The organism is Streptomyces spinosus, assembly GCF_020400655.1.
GTDB lineage: Bacteria > Actinomycetota > Actinomycetes > Streptomycetales > Streptomycetaceae > Streptomyces > Streptomyces argyrophylli.
Map to the genome: position 1 here is coordinate 93,516 of NZ_JAINRC010000026.1, position 17,540 is coordinate 111,055.

The window sequence follows — 17,540 nt, forward strand, 5'->3', positions numbered from 1 at the left end:
GCCCCTCCCGGCCCATGACCGGGAGGGCAGGTGTGTCTCCCACCCGGCCGGGGCCGTCGCGTGTGCCCGGGGACCCCGTCCGGCCGGGCGTCCCCCGTCACCCGATGTCGGGCGGATCGATCCGCACCCGGACCGCCTCCCCGCTGCCTCGTGCCATCCGCGCCGCCTGCGCGGTCTTCAGAGCCGCGGCCAGGGCGGCACCGCTGCCCGGTGGTACGCGCACCAGCGCCCGGTCCCAGTGTTCGCCGGGCGGCGGCGCGCCGGGTCTGCGTGCTCCGCCGGGCGGGGGCGGGGGCAGCGGCACCGGTCCCAGCACCTCGGCGTCCGGCGGCAGGTCGACGGCCGCCAGGAACTCGGCGACGGCCGCGGCCGGCCCGGACACGGCCGCCATCCGGGACACCGGAGGAAAGCCCAGCTCGGCCCGCTCGGCCAGCTCCCGCACGGCATGCCCGACCGGGTCCCAGCGCACCAGCGCCTGGACGGGCCGCAGGGTCGGCTCGGCCACCACGACCACCGTGCCGCCCTCGCTCTGGGGCCGCACCAGCGCCCCGGCCGCGATCCACCGGCGCAGCGCGTCCTCGCCGGCCCGCAGGTCGGGCCGTACGAGCATGGCCCAGCCGTCCAGCAGCAGGGCCGCCGCGTAGCCGCCCTCGGCGACCGGTTCGGCGCCCGGGGTGCTGACGACCAGCGCGGGGGTGTCCGGGACGGTGTCCAGCACGTGCTCGCGCCCCGAGGTGCGCACCGGTACGGCGGGGAAGGCGCGCCCCAGCTCCTCGGCGGTCCGGCGCGCGCCCACGACTTGGGCCCGCAGCCGGAAACCGCCGCACTCCGGGCAGTGCCAGGCGCCCTCCTCGCGCCCGCACCACTCACAGCGCAGGACGCCCGCGTCCTGCCCCTGGAGCGGGCCGGAACAGTGCCGGCACCGGGCGGGCGCCCGGCACCGGGCGCACGCCATGCGGGGCGCGTAACCACGCCGGGGCACCTGCACCAGCACCGGCCCCTGCCGCAGCCCCTCACGGGCCGCCTGCCAGGCGAGCGTGGGCAGCCGGGCGGCACGGGCGGCCTCGTCGCGGGCGAGGTCGCCGTCCCCGACCGTCCGGACCAGGGGCGCGGCCCGGCGCACCTGTTCCCGCCCGGCGACCAGCGGCCGGGCCCAGCCGCTCTCGACGAGCTGGGCCGCCTCCACGGTGCAGCCCCAACTGCCCAGCAGGAAGGCGCACTTGTCCAGCGCGGCGCGCAGCAGCAGGACATCGCGGGCATGCGGCTGCGGGGCGTGCGGCTCGCTGTGACTGTCGTCCCCGTCGTCCCAGATCGCGACGAGCCCCAGGTCCTGGACGGGCGCGAACATCGCCGCCCGGGTCCCGACGACGGCGCGCACGGATCCGCGCCGCACCGCCAGCCACTGCGCGTACCGCTTCTCGGGCCCGGCGTCGGCGGTGAGCAGCGCGTGCCGGCCGGGGCCGAGCAGCGTGGTGAGCGCGGCGTCCACGCGCGCGGCCGAGCGCCCGTCCGGTACGACGACCAGGGCGCCGCGCCCGGAGGCGAGGGTGGCGGCGACGGCGCGGGCCAGCTCCTCGCTCCACAGCGGTCCCGGCAGCGCGGTCCACACGGCCCTGGGCGCCCCCGCGGACGCCAGGGCGTCGAGGAAGGCGCCCCCGTGCTCGTAGCGGGCCCAGGAGCCGTGTTCCGGGGCCGGGGGCGGGGGCAGCGGCTCGGGGGACGGGCGCTGCTCGGCGCGGGCGCTGCGCGGGGGCACGGCCAGCTGGAGGACGTCGGCGAGACTGCCCGCGTACCGGTCGGCGACGGCCCGGGCGAGGCCGAGCAGTTCCTCGCTCAGCACCGGCTCGGGCGACACCACCTGGGCGAGCGCGGCCAGCGGTCCGGAGTAGTCGGACTCGGCGCGCCGCTCGACGAGGAAGCCGTCGATGAGCCCGCCGCCCTCCCGGCGTCCGTCGCGGACCCGGTGCCGGCCGGCCCCGAACCGCACCCGCACGCGCACCCCGGGCCGGGCGTCCGCGTCCAGCTCCGCGGGCACGGCGTAGTCGAAGTACCGGTCGAGGTGCAGCACGCCCTTGTCGACCAGCACCCGTGCCACGGGCAGGTTCTCGGCGAGCGCGGCTCCCCGCCAGGTGCGGGGCTTGGCCCGCGGCACCTTCGCCTTCCGCACGCTCTCCCGGATGAGCGCGAGCTGCTCTGGCGGCGACCCCTCGGCCCCGCCGCCCCCCGACCCGTTCTCGCTGCTCACGCTTGCATTCTTGCAAACCCCACTGACAACGCGGCCGGTCCGCGGGTCGACGGCGACGCCGAGGCCCGGCCCCCCGAAGGGAACCGGGCCTCGGCGGCAGCGGGCGGCGCCGGGTTACAGACCGGCGGCCTTGCGCAGGGCGTCCACGCGGTCGGTGCGCTCCCAGGTGAAGTCGGGCAGCTCGCGGCCGAAGTGGCCGTAGGCCGCCGTCTGGGCGTAGATCGGGCGGAGCAGGTCGAGGTCGCGGATGATCGCGGCCGGACGCAGGTCGAAGACCTCGTCGATCGCCTTCTCGATCTTCTCCGGCTCGATCTTGTGGGTGCCGAAGGTCTCGACGAACAGACCCACCGGCTCGGCCTTGCCGATGGCGTAGGCGACCTGGACCTCGCAGCGGGAGGCCAGGCCCGCCGCCACCACGTTCTTCGCCACCCAGCGCATCGCGTACGCCGCCGAGCGGTCCACCTTGGAGGGGTCCTTGCCGGAGAAGGCGCCGCCGCCGTGCCGGGCCATGCCGCCGTAGGTGTCGATGATGATCTTCCGGCCGGTCAGACCGGCGTCGCCCATCGGGCCGCCGATCTCGAAGCGGCCGGTGGGGTTGACCAGCAGCCGGTAGCCCTCGGTGTCCAGCTTGATGCCTTCGTCCAGCAGCGCCTTCAGCTCCGGCTCCACCACGAACTCACGGATGTCCGGGGCGAGCAGCGACTCCAGGTCGATGTCGGAGGCGTGCTGGGAGGAGACCACCACCGTGTCCAGGCGGACGGCCTTGTCACCGTCGTACTCGATGGTGACCTGCGTCTTGCCGTCGGGGCGCAGGTAGGGGATGGTGCCGTTCTTGCGGACCTCGGACAGGCGCTTGGACAGCCGGTGCGCCAGGAAGATCGGCAGCGGCATCAGGGTCGGCGTCTCGTCGGAGGCGTAGCCGAACATCAGGCCCTGGTCGCCCGCGCCCTGCCGGTCGAGCTCGTCCTCGTCGCCCTCGACCCGGGCCTCGTACGCCGCGTCGACACCCTGCGCGATGTCCGGGGACTGCGCTCCGATGGACACCGACACACCGCAGGAGGCGCCGTCGAAGCCCTTCTTGGAGGAGTCGTAGCCGATCTCCAGGATCGTGCTGCGGACGAGGGTCGCGATGTCCGCGTACGCCTTCGTCGTCACCTCGCCGGCCACGTGCACCAGGCCGGTGGTGATGAGCGTCTCCACGGCGACCCGGGAAGACGGGTCCTCGCGCAGGAGCGCGTCGAGAATGGTGTCGCTGATCTGGTCAGCGATCTTGTCGGGGTGACCCTCGGTCACGGACTCCGAGGTGAACAGGCGACGGGACACAACGCTCCCTGTGGTTGCAGCGGCTGCTGGCTGATCATTTACGGTCGGCGCGGGGCTGCGCCTGGCGCCGACCGTGAACAGTTTATCGGTCGCACTCGACCGGCGGGCCACCGTCTCGCCTCTCGGGAGCGCTGTGACCTGCGGCACGGGCATTCTGCACAATGGCGAGCGGCCTTGGCCAGGGCCGCCACACCGGATTTCGGCGTGGCGTGAACGTGATGCCGAGTTCGCCCGATCGCCTGCCGGGGGTTAGTCCAGACGCCGTACGACCAAGTCCCAGACGGTGTCGGCCAGGGCCTCCTTGGGACCGTGCGGCACCGGGGTCTCGCTGCCGTCGGCACCGAGCACGACCGCCTCGTTCTCCTCGGAACCGAAGGTCTTGCGCTCCCCCACCTCGTTGACCACGAGCAGGTCGCAGCCCTTGCGGGCGAGCTTGGCGCGGCCGTTGGCGAGGACGTCGTCGGTCTCGGCGGCGAAGCCGACGACGACCTGTCCCGGCCGGGCCCGGTCGGCGGAGATCTCCGCGAGAATGTCCGGATTCCGCACCAGGACGACCGGGTCCGGGTCCTGGCCGTCCTTCTTCTTGATCTTCCCGGCGGCGTAGGCGGCCGGGCGGAAGTCGGCGACGGCGGCGGCCATCACCACGGCGTCGGCGTCCGCGGCGGCCTTGAGGACGGCCTCGCGCAGCTGGACGGCGGTGCCGACCCGGACGACGTCCACGCCCGCCGGGTCGGGCAGGCCGGCGTTGGCGGAGACCAGGGTCACCCGGGCACCACGGGCCGCCGCGGTGCGGGCGAGGGCGTAGCCCTGCTTGCCGGAGGAGCGGTTGCCGAGGAAGCGGACCGGGTCCAGGGGCTCGCGGGTGCCGCCGGCGGAGACGACGACGTGCCGCCCCTTGAGGTCGGGCTCGGTGACACCGCGGGCCAGCACCCGCCGGCACAGCTCGAAGATCTCCGCCGGGTCGGGCAGCCGGCCCTTGCCGGTGTCGACGCCGGTGAGGCGGCCGACGGCGGGCTCGACGACCACGGCGCCGCGGCGGCGCAGCGTGGCCACGTTCTCCTGGGTGGCCGGGTGTTCCCACATCTCGGTGTGCATGGCCGGGGCGAAGACGACCGGGCAGCGGGCGGTGAGGAGGGTGTTGGTCAGCAGGTCGTCGGCGAGGCCGTGGGCGGCCTTGGCGAGCATGTCGGCGGTGGCCGGGGCCACGACGACCAGGTCGGCGTGCTGGCCGATGCGGACGTGCGGCACCTGGTGGACGTCGTCCCAGACCTCGGTGGCGACCGGGTTCCCGGACAGCGCGGACCAGGTGGCGGCGCCGACGAAGTGCAGCGCGGAGGCGGTCGGCACGACGCGGACGTCGTGGCCCGACTCCGTGAACCTCCTCAGCAGCTCACAGGCCTTGTAGGCGGCGATGCCACCGCTGACCCCCAGCACGACCTTCGGCTTGTCCACCATGGCTCCTCGCGTTCGAGAATGTGCACCACCCCTGACACACCACAGGCCCGGCAGGGGTCCCCCGGCGTTGGCAGGGGGAGTGACTGCCGGGCCTGCGGATACGTCAGGCGCAATCTGAAGGTACTACTGCGCCGGGCCCTCGACGGCCTCGGAGGTCAGCAGACCGGCGTTGATCTCGCGCAGGGCGATCGACAGCGGCTTCTCGTGGACGTGGGTGTCGACGAGCGGACCGACGTACTCGAGGAGGCCCTCACCGAGCTGGGAGTAGTACGCGTTGATCTGGCGGGCACGCTTGGCCGCGTAGATCACGAGGCTGTACTTCGAGTCGGTCGCCTCGAGAAGCTCGTCGATCGGCGGGTTGATGATGCCCTCGGGCGCGGTGATGGAAGAGGACACGCTCTACCTTCCGATGGATGGGAAAGAATCAGACATCGTGATCACAGTCACGATCACACAACGTCCATCAAGGCTAGCAGCTCACGGGCCACGTCCTCGACGGAGGTGTTGACCAAGGTCGTATCGAACTCCGGCTCGGCCGCCAGCTCGGTCTTCGCCGCCGCCAGGCGGCGCTCGATGACCTCCGGCGGCTCGGTCCCCCGGCCGGTCAGCCTGCGCACCAGCTCCTCCCAGGAGGGCGGAGCGAGGAACACCAGCTGGGCGTCGGCCATGGACTCGCGGACCTGCCGGGCGCCCTGGAGGTCGATCTCCAGCAGGACGGGCTCGCCGTTCTCCAGCCGCTCCAGTACCGCCGCGCGGGGCGTGCCGTAGCGGTTGCCGGCGAACTCGGCCCATTCCAGCAGCTCGCCGTTGGCGATCAGCTTGTCCATCTCCTCGTCGGTGACGAAGAAGTAGTGGACTCCGTGCTGCTCACCGGGGCGCGGCTTGCGGGTCGTCGCCGACACCGAGAGCCAGACCTCGGGGTGTTCCTTGCGCATATGGGCGACGACCGTGCTCTTGCCGACCCCCGAGGGGCCGGAGAGCACGGTCAGCCGCGGACGTTCACTCATGCAGCGATTATTCCAGCAATCCCGGAGTGCCCGGGACTCCCGGTCCGCCGGGCGGCGGACTCAGGAGCCGGTGCTGCCGAACTCACGCTCCAGGGAGGCGATCTGGTTGGAACCGAGACCGCGCACGCGGCGGCTCTCGGAGATGCCCAGACGCTCCATGATCTGCTTGGCGCGGACCTTGCCCACGCCCGGCAGGGACTCGAGCAGGGCGGAGACCTTCATCTTGCCGATGACGTCGTTCTCCTGGCCCTGCTTGATGACCTCGTGCAGGGAGGCGCCGGAGTGCTTGAGTCGATTCTTGACCTCGGCCCGCTCCCGGCGAGCCGCGGCGGCCTTTTCGAGCGCGGCTGCGCGCTGTTCAGGGGTAAGGGGCGGAAGAGCCACGCCTACGTCACCTCGGATGTCGAACTGTCGGATACGGACCGGTGAGGAACCTAGTCGCCCCACACCTGGGGAGCCACGAGCAACACGCTGCCCGTTCTCCCCCACTGCCTGAGGGGCGCGGGAGGTGCCCCCACTGCTCGGAGACTAGCGGGCAAGTCCGCCGGAGTCAGCGAGAACAGCGGAAAAGTCCTGGTCAGCCTCCGTGAGGCCAGACATTTCAGACATACTGCCCTCGATTTGAGCATGTATTCAAGCTCAAGTCGGCGCGGGACCGCTCAGCCGAGCACGCGGCCGCTGCTCAGGCGGCCGTGACGGCGGCCTGGATCTCCGCCGCGAACCGCTCCGCCGCCCCGCGCAGCGCGCTGACGTCGGGACCGTGACGCAGAACACCCCGGCTGACGTTGGGCACCACGTTGCGGACGGCCGCCCCGAAGACCCGGGACAGATCGGCCGGGGTCGCGCCCTGGGCACCGATGCCGGGCGCGAGGAGCGGCCCGTTGATGTCCAGGTCGTACGAGGACAGGTCGCCGAGCGTGGCCCCGACGACCGCGCCGAAGGAGCCCAGCGGCTCCTCCCCCGCGTTCTCGGCCGCCAGGTGGGCCAGCACCGTCGCCCCGACGGTCCGGCCGTCGGCGCGGACGGCGTGCTGCACCTCGCCGCCCTCCGGGTTCGAGGTCAGCGCCAGCACGAACAGGCCGGCCCCGCTCTCCCGGGCGAGCGCGACGGCCGGGCTCAGCGAGCCGTAGCCGAGGTAGGGCGAGACCGTCAGGGCGTCGGAGAACAGCGGGGCGTCCGGGCGGAGGAACGCCTCGGCGTAGGCGGCCATGGTCGAGCCGATGTCGCCGCGCTTGGCGTCCGTCACGACCAGGGCGCCGGCCGCGCGCGCCTCCTGGACCGACTTCTCCAGGACGGCGAGGCCGCGCGAGCCGAACCGCTCGAAGAAGGCGCTCTGCGGCTTCAGGACGGCCACCCGGCCGGCCAGGGCCTCGACGACCGTGCGGCTGAACCGCTCCAGGCCGGCGACGTCGTCGTCCAGGCCCCACTCGGCGAGCAGCGACGCGTGCGGGTCGATGCCGACGCACAGCGGCCCGCGCTCGTCCATGGCGCGGCGCAGCCGGGCGCCGAAGGGCTCCAACGGGCTCATGCGGGCTTCCTCACGTCGGCGCCGACCGCGTCGGCGAGGGTGGCGTACGGGCTGGTGCGCAGGCGGGCGGCGAGGCCCTTGTGGAGGGCGCGGCACCAGAAGGGGCCCTCGTAGATGAAGGCGCTGTAGCCCTGGACCAGCGTGGCACCGGCCAGGATGCGCTGCCAGGCGTCCTCGGCGGTCTCGATGCCGCCCACGCCCACCAGGGTGATCCGGTCGCCCACGCGCGCGTACAGGCGCCGCAGGACCTCCAGGGAGCGTTCCTTGAGCGGGGCGCCGGACAGGCCGCCGGTCTCCTTGACCAGCGCGGCGGAGGACCGCAGTCCGAGGCCCTCGCGCGCGATGGTGGTGTTGGTGGCGATGATGCCGTCCAGGCCGAGCTCCACGGCGAGGTCGGCGACCGCGTCGACGTCCTCGTCGGCGAGGTCGGGGGCGATCTTCACCAGCAGCGGGACGCGCCGGTTCGCCACCGTGCGGTCGGCGGCCTCGCGCACGGCGGTGAGCAGCGGACGCAGGTGGTCCACGGCCTGGAGGTCGCGCAGACCGGGCGTGTTCGGCGAGGAGACGTTGACGACCAGGTAGTCCGCGTACGGCGCGAGGCGCTCGGCGGACTTCACGTAGTCGGCGACGGCCTCGGACTCCGGGACCGCCTTGGTCTTGCCGATGTTGACGCCGACCACCGTCCTGAAGACCGGCTCACGGGTGGCCAGGCGGGCCGCCACGGCCAGGGAGCCGTCGTTGTTGAAGCCCATGCGGTTGATCAGCGCGCGGTCCGCGACGAGGCGGAACAGCCGCTTCCTGGGGTTGCCGGGCTGCGGCTCCCCCGTCACCGTGCCGATCTCGACGTGGTCGAAGCCGAGCATCGACATCCCGTCGATGGCCACCGCGTTCTTGTCGAACCCGGCCGCGAGCCCGAACGGGCCGTGCATGCGCAGTCCGAACGCCTCCGTGCGCAGCTCCTCGTGGCGGGGCGCGAGGGCGGCGGCGAGGAAGGTGCGCAGCACCGGGACGCGGACGGCGAGGCGGATCCAGCGGAAGGCGAGGTGGTGGGCCCGCTCCGGGTCCATCCGGCGGAAGACCAGACGGAAGAAAAGCTCGTACATGTGCGTGTCCTTCTGAAGCTTCAGGGAGCCCTCATGACGAGGGGGACACCGTTTCCGGTGTCCCCCTCGGGGCTGCTAGTCGCGGGCCGCGGTCAGGTGTTCCGCGTGTTCCTGGAGCGAGCGGACGCCCACGTCACCGTGGTTGAGGGCGTCGATGCCCTGGACGGCCGCCGCGAGCGCCTGGACGGTCGTCAGGCACGGCACGGACCGCGCCACGGCCGCCGTACGGATGTCGTAGCCGTCGAGTCGGCCGCCGGTGCCGTACGGGGTGTTGACGATGAGGTCGACCTCGCCGTCGTGGATGAGCTGGACGATGGTCCGCTCGCCGTTCGGGCCGGTGCCCTCGGACTGCTTGCGCACGACCGTGGCGTTGATGCCGTTGCGCTTGAGGACCTCGGCGGTGCCGGAGGTGGCGAGCAGCTCGAAGCCGTGGGCGACCAGTTCGCGCGCCGGGAAGATCATCGAGCGCTTGTCGCGGTTGGCGACCGAGATGAACGCGCGGCCCTTGGTGGGCAGCGGGCCGTACGCACCCGCCTGCGACTTGGCGTAGGCCGTGCCGAAGACGGAGTCGATGCCCATGACCTCGCCGGTGGAGCGCATCTCCGGGCCGAGGACGGTGTCGACACCGCGGCCGTGGATGTCGCGGAACCGCGACCACGGCATGACGGCCTCCTTGACGGAGATCGGCGCGTCCAGCGGCAGCTCGCCGCCGTCGCCGTCCTTCGGCAGCAGTCCCTCGGCGCGCAGCTCGGCGATGGTCGCGCCCAGCGAGATGCGGGCGGCCGCCTTCGCGAGCGGCACCGCGGTCGCCTTGGAGGTGAAGGGGACCGTGCGGGAGGCGCGCGGGTTGGCCTCCAGGACGTAGAGGATGTCGCCGGCCATCGCGAACTGGATGTTGATCAGGCCGCGCACGCCGACGCCCTTGGCGATGGCCTCGGTGGAGGCGCGCAGGCGCTTGATGTCGAAGCCGCCGAGGGTGATCGGGGGCAGGGCGCACGCCGAGTCGCCGGAGTGGATGCCGGCCTCCTCGATGTGCTCCATGACGCCGCCGAGGTACAGCTCCTCGCCGTCGTACAGGGCGTCGACGTCGATCTCGATGGCGTCGTCCAGGAAGCGGTCGACGAGGACCGGCCGGGAGGGGCTGATCTCGGTCGACTCGGCGATGTAGGAGGCCAGGCGGGTCTCGTCGTAGACGATCTCCATGCCGCGCCCGCCGAGGACGTACGACGGCCGCACCAGGACCGGGTAGCCGATCTCGTCGGCGATGGCCTTGGCCTCCGCGAAGGTGGTGGCGGTGCCGTGCTTGGGCGCCGGCAGGCCCGCCTCCGCGAGGACGCGGCCGAAGGCGCCGCGGTCCTCGGCCGCGTGGATGGCCTCGGGGGACGTGCCGACGATCGGCACGCCGTTGTCCTTCAGGGCCTGCGACAGGCCGAGCGGGGTCTGGCCGCCGAGCTGGACGACGACGCCCGCGACCGGGCCGGCCTGCTGCTCCGCGTGGACGATCTCCAGCACGTCCTCCAGCGTCAGCGGCTCGAAGTACAGGCGGTCGGAGGTGTCGTAGTCCGTGGAGACGGTCTCCGGGTTGCAGTTGACCATCACGGTCTCGTACCCGGCGTCGGACAGCGCGAAGGAGGCGTGGACGCAGGAGTAGTCGAACTCGATGCCCTGGCCGATGCGGTTCGGGCCGGAGCCCAGGATGATCACGGCGGGCTTCTCCCGCGGCGCGACCTCGCTCTCCTCGTCGTAGGAGGAGTAGAAGTACGGCGTCTTCGCGGCGAACTCGGCGGCGCAGGTGTCTACCGTCTTGTAGACCGGGCGGACGCCGAGGGCGTGCCGCACCTCGCGGACGACGTCCTCGCGCAGGCCGCGGATCTCGGCGACCTGCTGGTCGGAGAAGCCGTGCCGCTTGGCCTCGGCGAGCAGCTCGCGGGTCAGCTCGGGCGCCTCGGCCAGCTCGTCGGCGATCTCCTTGATCAGGAAGAGCTGGTCGACGAACCAGGGGTCGATCTTCGTGTACTCGAAGACCTCCTGGGGGGTGGCGCCGGCGCGGATGGCCTGCATGACCGTGTTGATCCGGCCGTCGGTGGGCCGTACGGCCTCGCGCAGCAGGGTCTCCTTGTCGCCGGGCTCGCCCGTGAAGGCGAACTGGCTGCCCTTCTTCTCCAGGGAGCGCAGCGCCTTCTGGAAGGCCTCCGGGAAGTTGCGGCCGATGGCCATGGCCTCGCCGACCGACTTCATGGTGGTGGTCAGCGTGGAGTCGGCCTGCGGGAACTTCTCGAAGGCGAACCGCGGGGCCTTGACGACCACGTAGTCGAGCGTGGGCTCGAAGGAGGCCGGGGTCTCCTGCGTGATGTCGTTCGGGATTTCGTCCAGCGTGTAGCCGACGGCCAGCTTGGCGGCGATCTTGGCGATCGGGAAACCGGTCGCCTTGGAGGCGAGGGCGGAGGACCGCGACACGCGCGGGTTCATCTCGATGACGATGACCCGGCCGTCCTCGGGGTTCACCGCGAACTGGATGTTGCAGCCGCCGGTGTCCACGCCGACCTCGCGGATGACGGCGATGCCGACGTCCCGCAGGATCTGGTACTCGCGGTCGGTGAGCGTCATCGCGGGCGCCACGGTGATGGAGTCACCGGTGTGCACGCCCATCGGGTCGAAGTTCTCGATGGAGCAGACGACCACGACGTTGTCGTTCTTGTCGCGCATCAGCTCCAGCTCGTACTCCTTCCAGCCGAGGATGGACTCCTCCAGGAGGACCTCGGTGGTCGGGGAGAGCGTGAGGCCCTGGCCGGCGATGCGGCGCAGTTCCTCCTCGTCGTGCGCGAAGCCGGAGCCGGCGCCGCCCATGGTGAAGGACGGGCGGACGACGACCGGGTAGCCGCCGAGGGTCTCGACGCCCTTGAGGACGTCGTCCATGGAGTGGCAGATGACCGAGCGGGCGGACTCGCCGTGCCCGATCTTGCGGCGGACCTCCTCCACGACCGCCTTGAACTGGTCGCGGTCCTCGCCCTTGTGGATCGCCTCGGGCTTGGCGCCGATCAGCTCCACGCCGTACTTGGCGAGGACGCCGTTCTCGTGCAGGGAGATGGCGGTGTTCAGGGCCGTCTGGCCGCCCAGGGTGGGCAGCAGGGCGTCCGGGCGCTCCTTGGCGATGATCTTCTCGACGAACTCGGGGGTGATCGGCTCGACGTAGGTGGCGTCGGCGATCTCCGGGTCGGTCATGATCGTCGCCGGGTTGGAGTTGACGAGGACGACGCGCAGCCCCTCGGCCTTGAGCACACGGCAGGCCTGGGTGCCGGAGTAGTCGAACTCGGCGGCCTGGCCGATGACGATCGGGCCGGAGCCGATGACCAGGACGGACTGGATATCGGTGCGCTTAGGCACGCTGGCCCTCCATCAGGGAAACGAAGCGGTCGAAGAGGTAGGCGGCGTCGTGCGGGCCGGCTGCCGCTTCGGGGTGGTACTGGACGGAGAAGGCCGGCTGGTCGAGCAGCTGGAGCCCCTCCACGACGTCGTCGTTCAGGCAGACGTGCGAGACCTCGGCACGGCCGAACTTCGTCTCGCTGACCTTGTCGAGCGGCGCGTCCACGGCGAAGCCGTGGTTGTGCGCGGTGACCTCGACCTTGCCGGTCGTACGGTCCTGGACCGGCTGGTTGATGCCCCGGTGGCCGTACTTCAGCTTGTAGGTGCCGAAGCCGAGGGCGCGGCCGAGGATCTGGTTGCCGAAGCAGATGCCGAACAGCGGGGTCCTGCGCTCCAGGACGGCGGTCATCAGCGCGACCGGGCCGTCGGCGGTGGCCGGGTCGCCGGGACCGTTGGAGAAGAACACCCCGTCCGGCTCGACGGCGTAGACGTCGTCGGCCGTGGCGGTGGCGGGCAGGACGTGCACCTCGATGCCGCGCTCGGCCATGCGGTGCGGGGTCATGCCCTTGATGCCGAGGTCGATGGCGGCGACCGTGAACCGCTTCTCGCCGACCGCCGGGACGACGTACGCCTCCTTGGTCGCGACCTCCTCGTAGAGGCTCGCGCCCTTCATGTGCGGCTGCGCCTGCACGCGCCGGAGCAGCTCGGCCTCCGGGGCGACCGCCTCGCCGGAGAAGATGCCGGCGCGCATGGAGCCGCGCTCGCGCAGGTGACGGGTGAGGGCGCGGGTGTCGATGCCGGAGATGCCGACCACGCCCTGCCGCTCCAGCTCGTCGTCCAGGGAGCGCTTGGCCCGCCAGTTGGACGGCACGCGCGCGGGGTCGCGCACGACGTAGCCGGAGACCCAGATGCGGCCGGACTCGTCGTCCTCGTCGTTCCAGCCGGTGTTGCCGATCTGGGGGGCGGTCGCGACGACGATCTGGCGGTCGTAGGACGGGTCGGTGAGGGTCTCCTGGTAGCCGGTCATGCCGGTGGAGAACACGGCCTCGCCGAAGGTCTCCCCCACGGCCCCGTAGGCGCGGCCGCGGAAGGTGCGGCCGTCCTCCAGGACGAGTACGGCGGGAGTCTTCGCGGCTCCCCTGGTGGAGGTCGTCATCGTGCGCCTTCCGTGTCGTTGGTCATCTGGTTCAGGGTGTCGACCCACTCGGTGTGCTCGGCCGCGTGGTCGGAGCGGAAGCCCGAGTCGATCAGCTTGTCGCCGAGCGCCCAGGTCACCACCAGCAGTCCGCCCTCGGTGAGGACCTTGCCGGCGATGCCCTTGTCCAGCCGGGCCCCGCGCAGCGCGGCCTTGGGGACGAAGAAGTCGGTCGCGCCGGGGCGCTCGACCTCCAGGCCCGCGTCGGTCAGGGTGAGCTCGGCCCGGCTGCGGGTGCCCAGGCCGTGGGCCACGATGCGGTCCAGCCACTGTCCGGCGGTGGTGGAGCCGTGGTAGCGGCCGCTCATGCTCAGTCTGGCCGGGCCGGTCTCCTCCGGCGCGGCAGGCAGCTCCGGCAGGTCGCTCTGGAGGGTGCCGCGCCACTTCCAGCCCTCGCGCATCAGCCAGTAGACGAGCGCGATGAAGAGGACCAGTCCGACGAGCCAGCCGATACGGGCCGGCCAGTCGGTGACGTCGGCCGACCGCTTGGCCTCGGCCAGCAGGATTACAGGTGTCACGTGAGCTTCCCGTCGACGAGCGTGGCCTTGCCCCGCAGCCACGTGTGCGTCACACGGCCCGGCAGCTCACGCCCCTCGTAGGGGGTGTTGCGGCTGCGCGAGGCGAAGCCCGCGGGGTCCACCCGGCCACGGTATTCCGTGTCGACCAGGGTGAGGTTGGCGGGCTCACCAGCCGAGACGGGACGGCCGTGGCCGGTGGCCTGTCCGATCCGCGCGGGCTTGAAGGACATGCGGTCGGCGACGCCGGCCCAGTCCAACAGGCCCGTGTCCACCATCGTCTCCTGGACCACCGACAACGCGGTCTCCAGGCCGACCATGCCCATGGCGGCCGCGGCCCACTCGCAGTCCTTGTCCTCGTGCGGGTGCGGGGCGTGGTCGGTGGCGACGATGTCGATCGTGCCGTCGGCGAGCGCCTCACGCAGGGCCAGCACGTCGCGCTCGGTGCGCAGCGGCGGGTTGACCTTGTAGACCGGGTTGTAGGTGCGCACCAGCTCGTCGGTGAGCAGCAGGTGGTGCGGGGTGACCTCGGCGGTGACCTGGATGCCCCGGGACTTGGCCCAGCGGACGATCTCCACGGAGCCGGCGGTCGACAGGTGGCAGATGTGGACCCGGGAGCCGACGTGGTCGGCGAGGAGGACGTCACGGGCGATGACCGACTCCTCGGCGACGGCCGGCCAGCCGCCCAGGCCCAGCTCGGCGGAGACGACGCCCTCGTTCATCTGGGCGCCCTCGGTGAGCCGCGGCTCCTGCGCGTGCTGGGCGACGACACCGCCGAAGGCCTTCACGTACTCCAGCGCGCGGCGCATGATCACGGCGTCGTCCACGCACTTGCCGTCGTCGGAGAAGACGGTGACGCCGGCGGCGGACTCGTGCATGGCGCCCAGCTCGGCGAGCTTCCTGCCCTCCAGGCCGACGGTGACGGCGCCGATGGGCTGGACGTCGCAGTAGCCGTGCTCCTGGCCGAGCCGCCAGACCTGCTCGACCACACCGGCGGTGTCGGCCACCGGGAAGGTGTTGGCCATGGCGAAGACGGCCGTGTAGCCGCCGCTCGCCGCCGCGCGGGTGCCGGTGAGGACGGTCTCGGAGTCCTCGCGGCCCGGCTCGCGCAGGTGGGTGTGCAGGTCGACCAGGCCCGGCAGCAGCACCTTGCCGCCGGCCTCGACGACCTCGGCGCCGTCGGCGGACAGCCCCGTGCCGACCTCGGCGACGGTCTCGCCGTCGATCAGCACGTCCTGCGGCGCGCCGCCGAGCACCTTCGCACCACGGATCAGGATCTTGCTCATGTGTCTTACTTCTCCTCGGTACGGGAGTGGGTGACGGCAGGCTCGTTTCCGCCGAGCAGCAGGTACAGGACGGCCATCCGGATGGAGACGCCGTTGGCGACCTGCTCGACGGCGGTGCAGCGGCCGGAGTCGGCGACCTCGGCGGTGATCTCCATGCCGCGCACCATCGGGCCGGGGTGCATGACGATGGCGTGCTCGGGCAGCCGCGCCATCCGGTCGCCGTCGAGACCGTAGCGCCGCGAGTACTCGCGCTCGGTCGGGAAGAAGGCGGCGTTCATGCGCTCGCGCTGGACGCGGAGCATCATCACGGCGTCGGACTTGGGCAGCGTGCTGTCGAGGTCGTAGGAGACCGCGCACGGCCAGGAGTCGACGCCGACCGGCACCAGCGTGGGCGGGGCGACCAGGGTGACCTCGGCGCCGAGGGTGTGTAGCAGGTCGACGTTGGAGCGGGCGACCCGGCTGTGCAGGACGTCTCCGACGACGGTGATCCGCTTGCCGGACAGGTCCTGGCCGAGCCCGGCGTCGCGGCCGATGAGCCGGCGGCGCATGGTGAAGGCGTCCAGCAGGGCCTGGGTGGGGTGCTGGTGGGTGCCGTCGCCGGCGTTGATGACGGCCGCGTCGATCCAGCCGGAGTTGGCCAGGCGGTACGGGGCACCGGAGGCGCCGTGCCGGATGACCACCGCGTCGACGCCCATGGCCTCCAGGGTCTGCGCGGTGTCCTTCAGGGACTCGCCCTTGGACACCGAGGACCCCTTGGCGGAGAAGTTGATGACGTCCGCGGACAGGCGCTTCTCGGCGGCCTCGAAGGAGATGCGCGTGCGCGTGGAGTCCTCGAAGAAGAGGTTGACGATCGTCCGGCCGCGCAGGGTCGGCAGCTTCTTGATCGGCCGGTCCGCCACCCGGGCCATCTCCTCGGCGGTGTCGAGGATCAGGACGGCGTCGTCGCGGGTGAGGTCGGCGGCCGAGATGAGATGACGCTGCATCTGTCAGGCTCCGTAAGGCAGTTCATTCAGGAGATTTCGGGCATGCGGGCGCGTGTTCACGGCACGCCGCAGCGGCCGTGCGCCTGACTTGCTACTGAGCGGCCGGCTTCGCACCGAGCAGCACGGTGTCGCGACCGTCCTCCTCGGCGAGCTGGACCTTGACCGTCTCCCGCAGCGACGTGGGGAGGTTCTTGCCGACGTAGTCGGCGCGGATGGGCAGTTCCCGGTGGCCGCGGTCGACCAGGACCGCGAGCTGCACCGCGCGCGGGCGCCCGATGTCGTTCAGGGCGTCGAGGGCGGCGCGGATGGTGCGTCCGGAGAAGAGCACGTCGTCGACGAGGACGACCAGCCGGCCGTCGATGCCGTCGGCCGGGATCTCGGTGCGGGCCAGCGCGCGCGGCGGGTGCATGCGCAGGTCGTCGCGGTACATGGTGATGTCGAGCGAGCCGACCGGGACCGCGCGGTCGGTGATCTGCTCCAGCTTGGCGGCGAGCCGCTGGGCGAGGAAGACGCCGCGGGTCGGAATGCCGAGGAGCACCACGTCGTCGGCGCCCTTGGCGCGCTCGACGATCTCGTGGGCGATGCGGGTGAGCACCCGTGCGATGTCGGGGCCCTCGAGAACGGGCCGGGCATCGGAAGCCTGCGCGGGCGCGGGCGTGACGTGCTTGTCCATACGAAACGGACCTCCTTCTCCGCCTCACGGGACGGACCTTAAAGGACGTCGGAATTGCGCCAACCACGGTAGCAGGTCACCTGACCGGCCCCGGACGCCCCCCTGTCACCCGCTTGGCTCAATCGGTCGTCACTACCACGGAAGAGTCGGTGTGGACCATTCGGCTTGACGCATCAGAGTCACGCTGCGTAACCTCACAGTGAGTTACCAGCCGCGCGGCGGGAATGCAGCCGGCCGCGTCGACACAGTGTCCGGGGAGCTATATGTCCAGCGAATACGCCAAACAGCTCGGGGCCAAGCTCCGGGCCATCCGCACCCAGCAGGGCCTTTCCCTCCACGGTGTCGAGGAGAAGTCCCAGGGTCGCTGGAAGGCCGTGGTGGTCGGTTCCTACGAGCGCGGCGACCGCGCCGTGACCGTGCAGCGCCTGGCCGAGCTGGCCGATTTCTATGGCGTTCCGGTGCAGGAGCTCCTGCCGGGCACCACGCCGGGCGGCGCCGCCGAGCCGCCGCCGAAGCTGGTCCTGGACCTGGAGCGGCTGGCCACCGTGCCGGCCGAGAAGGCGGGCCCCCTGCAGCGCTACGCGGCGACGATCCAGTCCCAGCGCGGTGACTACAACGGCAAGGTGCTCTCCATCCGCCAGGACGACCTGCGCACACTCGCCGTCATCTACGACCAGTCCCCCTCGGTCCTCACCGAGCAGCTGATCAGCTGGGGCGTCCTGGACGCGGACGCGCGCCGCGCGGTGGCGACGCACGAAGACGCCTAACCGCCTCGTACGCCTCAGCAGAAACGTGCCGCCGGGGGGGGGGGCCCCGGCGGGGGGGGGCCCCCCCCCGGGGGGGGGGGGGCCGGGCGCGCCCCCC

14 protein-coding genes and 1 pseudogene are annotated in these 17,540 nt (G+C 72.1%); 1 reads left to right on the top strand and 14 read right to left on the bottom strand.

From position 1 onward, the window contains the following. Window positions 1–97: 97 nt before the first annotated feature. From LG395_RS36680 to pyrR, 14 genes and pseudogenes are all read right to left on the bottom strand, one after another. Window positions 98–2,245, bottom strand: coding sequence for a primosomal protein N' (locus LG395_RS36680; protein WP_171158185.1), 2,148 nt, complete (start codon window positions 2,243–2,245; stop codon window positions 98–100). 114 nt (window positions 2,246–2,359) lie between these two features. Beyond that, window positions 2,360–3,568: a methionine adenosyltransferase gene (gene metK, locus LG395_RS36685; RefSeq protein WP_171158183.1), complete on the bottom strand. Its 1,209-nt coding sequence runs from the start codon at window positions 3,566–3,568 to the stop codon at window positions 2,360–2,362. Between the two features lie 249 nt (window positions 3,569–3,817). After that, on the bottom strand, window positions 3,818–5,020 hold the full coding sequence (coaBC, locus tag LG395_RS36690) for a bifunctional phosphopantothenoylcysteine decarboxylase/phosphopantothenate--cysteine ligase CoaBC (RefSeq protein WP_171160152.1): 1,203 nt from the start codon (window positions 5,018–5,020) through the stop codon (window positions 3,818–3,820). A gap of 126 nt (window positions 5,021–5,146) precedes the next feature. After that, entirely contained in the window at window positions 5,147–5,419 is a 273-nt protein-coding gene (rpoZ, locus tag LG395_RS36695) for a DNA-directed RNA polymerase subunit omega (RefSeq protein WP_003982715.1), read from the bottom strand. Window positions 5,420–5,472: 53 nt separating this feature from the next. Then, a pseudogene (gene gmk / locus LG395_RS36700) lies at window positions 5,473–6,063 on the bottom strand (guanylate kinase); the annotation flags it as partial. Window positions 6,064–6,090: 27 nt separating this feature from the next. Next, complete coding sequence (locus LG395_RS36705; RefSeq protein ID WP_003977346.1) at window positions 6,091–6,414, bottom strand: integration host factor; 324 nt, start codon at window positions 6,412–6,414, stop codon at window positions 6,091–6,093. Window positions 6,415–6,712: 298 nt separating this feature from the next. Beyond that, window positions 6,713–7,558 (bottom strand): orotidine-5'-phosphate decarboxylase, encoded by an 846-nt coding sequence (gene pyrF / locus LG395_RS36710; protein WP_171158180.1) that lies wholly within the window; start codon window positions 7,556–7,558, stop codon window positions 6,713–6,715. Then, complete coding sequence (locus tag LG395_RS36715; RefSeq protein ID WP_171158178.1) at window positions 7,555–8,661, bottom strand: quinone-dependent dihydroorotate dehydrogenase; 1,107 nt, start codon at window positions 8,659–8,661, stop codon at window positions 7,555–7,557. The genes pyrF and LG395_RS36715 overlap by 4 nt, the downstream gene beginning before the upstream one ends. A 75-nt stretch (window positions 8,662–8,736) precedes the next feature. Further along, window positions 8,737–12,045: a carbamoyl-phosphate synthase large subunit gene (carB, locus tag LG395_RS36720; protein WP_225813282.1), complete on the bottom strand. Its 3,309-nt coding sequence runs from the start codon at window positions 12,043–12,045 to the stop codon at window positions 8,737–8,739. After that, a complete protein-coding gene (gene carA / locus LG395_RS36725; protein ID WP_225813289.1) occupies window positions 12,038–13,180 on the bottom strand; it encodes a glutamine-hydrolyzing carbamoyl-phosphate synthase small subunit in 1,143 nt (380 codons plus the stop codon). The genes carB and carA overlap by 8 nt, the downstream gene beginning before the upstream one ends. Continuing rightward, window positions 13,177–13,737, bottom strand: coding sequence for a PH-like domain-containing protein (locus tag LG395_RS36730; RefSeq protein WP_171158172.1), 561 nt, complete (start codon window positions 13,735–13,737; stop codon window positions 13,177–13,179). Before LG395_RS36730 ends, carA begins: the two co-directional genes overlap by 4 nt. Then, complete coding sequence (locus LG395_RS36735) at window positions 13,734–15,020, bottom strand: dihydroorotase (protein ID WP_225813290.1); 1,287 nt, start codon at window positions 15,018–15,020, stop codon at window positions 13,734–13,736. The genes LG395_RS36730 and LG395_RS36735 overlap by 4 nt, the downstream gene beginning before the upstream one ends. 5 nt (window positions 15,021–15,025) lie before the next feature. Then, window positions 15,026–16,003, bottom strand: a complete 978-nt coding sequence (locus LG395_RS36740; RefSeq protein WP_171158167.1) for an aspartate carbamoyltransferase catalytic subunit — start codon at window positions 16,001–16,003, stop codon at window positions 15,026–15,028. Between the two features lie 91 nt (window positions 16,004–16,094). Continuing rightward, window positions 16,095–16,676, bottom strand: coding sequence for a bifunctional pyr operon transcriptional regulator/uracil phosphoribosyltransferase PyrR (gene pyrR, locus LG395_RS36745; protein WP_225813291.1), 582 nt, complete (start codon window positions 16,674–16,676; stop codon window positions 16,095–16,097). Window positions 16,677–16,939: 263 nt separating this feature from the next. On the opposite strand from pyrR, the gene bldD reads away from it, so the two are divergent. After that, window positions 16,940–17,443, top strand: coding sequence for a transcriptional regulator BldD (gene bldD, locus LG395_RS36750; RefSeq protein WP_020938842.1), 504 nt, complete (start codon window positions 16,940–16,942; stop codon window positions 17,441–17,443). Window positions 17,444–17,540 lie beyond the last annotated feature (97 nt).